This is a genomic window from Pseudomonas sp. VMV1 (assembly GCF_056790235.1).
This window is the reverse complement of record NZ_JBXGSE010000024.1, coordinates 1-5,648: the sequence shown is the minus strand read 5'-3', so window position 1 is coordinate 5,648 and position 5,648 is coordinate 1. Positions and strand designations below refer to the sequence as shown.

The window sequence follows — 5,648 nt, the reverse complement described above, 5'->3', positions numbered from 1 at the left end:
TGGCGGTGATGTTCAGCGGCGATTCCCTGGGTGGGATGCTGGCTGCCGGTTTGGGCATCTACATGTTACCGCAGATCGGCTGGAGCTCGATGTTCTTCGTGGCAACCTTGCCACCTCTGTTGCTACCGGCCATCCTCTACTGGCTGCCGGAGTCGGTGGGTTTTCTGATTCGCCAAGGCCATATCGAGAAAGCCCGTCACTTGCTGTACCGCCTAGCAACGGATGCGGGCATTGGTGCGCACGACGTACTTGATCAGCGAGACCAAGGCCTGTGGTGGCTCGGTCGCCGAGTTGTTCCGGTACGGGTTGGTGGAGCGCACCCTGGCCATCTGGGTTGCCTGCTTATGGTTTGCGCGCTGGGCTCATGGCTCACCACGCTCGCGGCGGGCGCCGACTACAGCCTGGGCGCGAGCCTGTCTTTCCTGCTGGCGCTGAACTTCGGCGGCATGGCCGGACGATATTGGTTGGCTGGCTGCGTGACCGCTTGAACCTGGTCAAGGTAATGGCTGTGTTCCCCGCCGTGGCTGCGTTGTCGACCAGTCTGCTAGAGGTGAACAGCACGATGCCTGTGCTCTACCTGCTGATCTTCGTGGCTGGGGCCACCACCATCGGTACGCAGATCCTGCTGTACGCCACAGCCGCCCAACTCTATGGCCTTCCCATTCGCTCCACTTGCCTGGGATGGGCCTCTGGCATCGGCCGCAACGACGCTATCGTCGGCTAAATTATAGTGAACTCGCGCTAGGTTCTATCATTTGCCCGAGGTAGTAGCCCTATAAACGTATTTTTTGTTCGCTGTGAGTTCCAAGATAGGCAGTACGAAAGCGTGTGCGCAGGTTATTTTGCGTCACGCGGGCCCGTCTAGGCCCACAAGCACGCCTGACATTATCAGCAATCTACACCGCGTTTGAAGTTGCATAATGAGTGCATCTACGCGCGCAGGACGGACGCTCCTAGCAGAAACGTAGAGTGCAAGAGGGTATAGCTCTTCTCCCCACTCCTCGAAACATCGATGCAGTTGTCCAGATCGGAGCGCAGAACGAGCTTCAATTTCTAAAAGTTGCGCAAATCCTACGCCTTCAATGCAGGCTGCGAGCAAAGTCGTGCCATCGCTTACTAGTATCCCACCTGCAGCACGTACATTGAGATTCCCCGAAGCACTGATGAAACGCCATGGGTAGGCAGAGCCGCTTATCGGATCACGCATTAGGACGCAGGGTAAGGCATTGAGATCTTGCGGTCGTGCAGGGACCCCAGTGGATGCTAACAATGCTGGTGCTGCAGCGGTTAGAATTCGAGTATTTGCGAGATTTATACGTGTTAGGCCCTTCGCCTCGACATCGCCGAAGCGCAGCGCCGCATCAAAACCATCGCTGACTAGGTCATTCAAGGTATCTCGCACCACGATTTCTACACTAAGTTGGGGGTAAGAGATACGCAGCGCCGATAAAGCACCTGCAAGCACGAGGCTGGCTGATGGGGCATCAGCTGCGATACGCAGCCTGCCAGTGACCAGGGACTGCCCGGTGACGAGGTCGCTGGCCGCAGCTTCTGCTTCTTCTAGGATCGGCTTGACCCTATTGTAGAAGCGCTGCCCTTCTTCGGTGAGAACGACGGCGCGTGGACTACGCTCGAACAGCCTAGCGCCGACTCGTTGCTCAAGTCGGGAGATAGCCCTACTGACCCCCGAGCCAGTAATACCAAGCGCTGCGCCTGCATTAGTGAAATTACCCATATCGGATACGGCAGCAAATACGCCTATACCCGCCAATAGCTTGGCATCAAAAGCCATGTTGACTCCTCGTCATCTAATGCTTGTCAGCCATTCATCTACGTCATGTTATACACTGTTTCCTCTCACTACAGCGTCGGAGCATTGATATGAGGATGACAGGCAATACCATTTTGATTACAGGTGCAGGGTCCGGTATTGGCCGCGCACTGGCGCAGGCGTTCCACTCACTCGGAAATAAACTCATTATTACAGGTCGTCGCAAGGACACATTGGACGAAGTGGTGGCAGCAAACCCTGGCATGGTCGCCTACGAGCTGGACATACAGGATCGAGCTGCGGTGAGTGACTTTGCTCGAAAGATCACCGCACAGCATCCGATGCTCAATGTGGTGATAAACAATGCCGGCATAATGCAGCAGGAGGATCTGACGAAGGGTGAATCTGCGCTTGACCAACTGGATGCACTGATGGAGACAAACTTTTTAGGGCCGGTGCGTCTAAATGCAGCGCTCGTACTACATCTGCAGACACTAAACGAAGCCGCGATCATAAATGTAGGATCTGGCTTGGCGCATGTACCGTTGACATTGGTTCCGAGCTATTGTGCAACAAAGGCGGCGATCCATTCATACAGTCAATCTCTGCGTCATCAGTTGCGTAATAGCCCAGTTGAGGTCATTGAAATTATTCCGCCCGCGGTACACACCGGCTTGCTGGGGTCAGATCAGCAAGCACCACACGAAATGCCGCTGCCGGTGTTCATTAATGAGGTCATGGCACTGTTCCAGCAACAGCCAACGCCGCAGGAAATCTGTGTGGCGAATGTGCTACCACTACGGCGAGCAGAAGCTGGGGACTATGATGCTGTGTTCGCTCAGGTTAACCAAAGTATCGTGCTTTAGACTAAGAGCACTATAAGTTTTTATTATTGTCCTTTTCTACGATGAGCTGAGCTATTTCAGCTCTGCGATTGTGCAGCAGCTGGGGCAAGTATATGCTTGTCTCAGCCATTTTATGACAGACCTCGCAGGTAGGGATTGTGATGCTAAAATCTTCACTTCGAGTCAAGTTTCCATCTGCTCCAGATGGCACTATCACTACAACCTATCTTGGTCAGGACCAGGCAACTTAACTTAGCGTCTTGATAGCATAGGAGCCAGCCGTGAACCATCGTTACGAGCATGCGTACGACAGTAGAATATTGATCGACCATGCCGTTACTCAACACAATAATACACTGGATAACGTACCGTCGTGCACTTTCTAGTGCGTCTAGATCTACAGTATCGCCAGGAGAAATATCGTTCTAGACAAAGGGATGATCGACTACGCAGCGATACATGCCAAAGTAGCGGCTGGGACCCGGTAAGGTGATCAATCAACGAGTCTCATACAGCGCTATAACTGCAATCTGTTATCCACGAGCTACGTTGGTGTGTAATGCTACAAGTTTCCGCTGCTTTTTAAACTGCTACTAGGCGCCGGGCAGACTTGTAGCATTTCGCCCATCTACTAAACCGGTGCGTCTGCCAGGTACCGAATTCAGTCCCAGCAGGCGTTGCTGCAGTATTATCGCCAATCAAAATACGATATCAAAGCACTCTAAGGGACTGTGACCCTGTCGCTATTTAGCCGGTTATTGTTTGGCGAAAAATGGCTCGTAATTTGCGTTTGAGCGTGTTTGAGTTTTCAAACTAACTCCGCCATCATAAGTGTCATATGATTAAACATCAGTATCAAAAGTAGGCATGAAACGACGGCTTGTCTCTTTGTAAAGTAAATGCTAGAGGGGTGGATAATTAGGGTGACGGAAATGCGATGTTGATTGATGGGTATTAATGCATTAAACATCGATTAAACTTGACACTTAAATATTTGCCGCACTTGAAATCCTAAGCGAAACGCAGGTCGTCATATTAAGGTATTTTCTCATTATTTTGTTCAAAAGCCGTTTTAGATCAGATTTTTCTTCGCTGCTTAAGAATTGAGTGAGGTTATTGAGTGCGTAATCACAGACCGGAAATAGTTCGCTGCTTAACGCTATCCCTGCGTCAGTTAGCTCTAGCCGAACTTGGCGAAGCTCGCTCAGGTTATATGCGCGGCGCAGTAGCCCTTTGGCTTCGACGCGATCGAGCACACGACTTAGGGCACCGCTATCGATGGAAAGACAGCGACGAAGTTCGGTTGGGCTATCAATGCGATCACGTTTGATTAAAATTAGTAAATTAAATTGAGCAGCCGTGATGTTGTGATGCGTAAGGTAGCTATTTATTGGACGATCCCTGTATTGGTTGGCAAGGTAGAGTAAGTGACCTACCGAGTTGAGCAAAGGAATCTCTTTAGAATTGAAGTGGGGCATTGGGTTATTTTCCAAAATAATCGGATGAACCACTTTAGAATAGTACCACGAGAATAGATTGAGTGAACTTGTTAGTGCAGCCAAGCTTCGACGACATAATAAAGTAAAAATTTGCCTTTACCTTGGTAGTATTTATTAATATTAAAAATTTAGCGATCTTGGATGTACGAGAATCTCGCGCAATATATGGCGCCGCTTTTTCACAAATATTTAATAATGCAGTGTCTTTATTAAAGTCTGGGATCGACATCGTTCGGAAGAAGGCCGTATTCAGTATGCACATGCGCCGTGTATAATTTATCTCACCTTACAATACACAGGGTTTGCGCTCCGCTCTAATAGCTATACGCAAACTTTCTGTAAATTTCAAAAAATTTCTAATTGTCGCGTGATTATTTCATTGGATTGTACCTTATAAATACTGCCAAATGGATACAATAATAACGTTCTTTTGCGGTCTACGCGCGCTTACGCAATGGACATCATTCTGCTAGCGCGCGACGGATCGTAAACCTGTAAGTTCGAGTCTCCTATTGTGTATGTCGCAGCTAGATCGCTTTTATGGGTACCAGTAAGTGACTGTCGTAATCCCCACCTATATGAAACACGTGCAATCCTGAATTACGCGTCGTCTCTGGAACTTTTTGCTGTGCCACCCAATCTGGAGATGTACTGGCATCGCCACCTAATGTTTTAAATTCAACTGACTCTCCAGGTGGGTAAGTAAAACACCCGACTGGAACGGAGATGCGCGCTGAACCTAGTGGTAGACTCATGGGTATGGGTTTATACGGCGCTACCATCACCTGCAGAATTTCCCCTTCGTGTAAACGTAGGCCCAAAGGAGATAGAGATATTTCCAATGGCACGATCTCGCCCGCGGACAACCGTTGGTCGTCCTGCATCAAAAGCACTGGATATGCAGGAGTTGACCGATGTTCATCGAGCCTGCGTCTAGATGCCCGCTGTAGCCCTACGGCTTGAAAGGGTTTGATTTCGCCCGTACCTAGCGGATGCAAAGTAATCTGCCCTGTTGCAGAAAGCTTTTCCACGACGACCACTAGGTCCATATCGTCTGATCCGCGAGCCTCAACCCATAGCTTAAGCTTTAACTCGCCAATGATTTCGGCCGCATAGTCTACCTTCATTCTGTAAACGGTTGGATGTCCATCATCAACTGCGTACTGCAAGCTGGCTGGATCGGCCGCTGGCTCAGTGTTCATCGTGCCATCCGCTCTTAGAAAAAGGGGTCGATGCTGATACCCCGAAGGGGGCCAAGAATCAACTACTCGCTCTACCTCGTCCTCACCGCCTGGATCTATCACTGAGATCCTTACTTGGGGAGTTTTTAGCCACGTATTGGCCAAGCCTTTTAGATAATGATCAAAAAATTCCGCTAGCTCCTCTATATACCTTGGTTCATAAAAGTCTGGCCATTCCATTGTATTGTGAATACGTAGCCATTTTTGGTTTGACCCGATATCGGTATAAGCATCGAAGGTTCCTTGGGTGTGGGCCATATTGTCGTACGATGCCACAATATAAGCAGGCACT

4 protein-coding genes and 1 pseudogene are annotated in these 5,648 nt (G+C 49.8%); 2 read left to right on the top strand and 3 right to left on the bottom strand.

Translation table 11 applies throughout. The features are described from left to right. A pseudogene (locus tag ACUCV0_RS23860) lies at window positions 1-721 on the top strand (MFS transporter); the annotation flags it as partial. A 126-nt stretch (window positions 722-847) separates the two neighbouring features. Here ACUCV0_RS23860 and ACUCV0_RS23855 read toward each other — a convergent pair. Beyond that, window positions 848-1,792, bottom strand: a complete 945-nt coding sequence (locus ACUCV0_RS23855; protein WP_158895956.1) for a LysR family transcriptional regulator — start codon at window positions 1,790-1,792, stop codon at window positions 848-850. Between the two features lie 95 nt (window positions 1,793-1,887). On the opposite strand from ACUCV0_RS23855, the gene ACUCV0_RS23850 reads away from it, so the two are divergent. Continuing rightward, window positions 1,888-2,637: an SDR family oxidoreductase gene (locus tag ACUCV0_RS23850; RefSeq protein WP_256664698.1), complete on the top strand. Its 750-nt coding sequence runs from the start codon at window positions 1,888-1,890 to the stop codon at window positions 2,635-2,637. A gap of 965 nt (window positions 2,638-3,602) precedes the next feature. On the opposite strand, the gene ACUCV0_RS23845 is transcribed toward ACUCV0_RS23850, so the two are convergent. Beyond that, complete coding sequence (locus tag ACUCV0_RS23845; RefSeq protein WP_482213909.1) at window positions 3,603-4,094, bottom strand: MarR family transcriptional regulator; 492 nt, start codon at window positions 4,092-4,094, stop codon at window positions 3,603-3,605. Between the two features lie 548 nt (window positions 4,095-4,642). Beyond that, window positions 4,643-5,648: CocE/NonD family hydrolase C-terminal non-catalytic domain-containing protein (locus tag ACUCV0_RS23840; RefSeq protein WP_482213908.1), on the bottom strand; the 1,006-nt coding region annotated here is incomplete at its 5' end.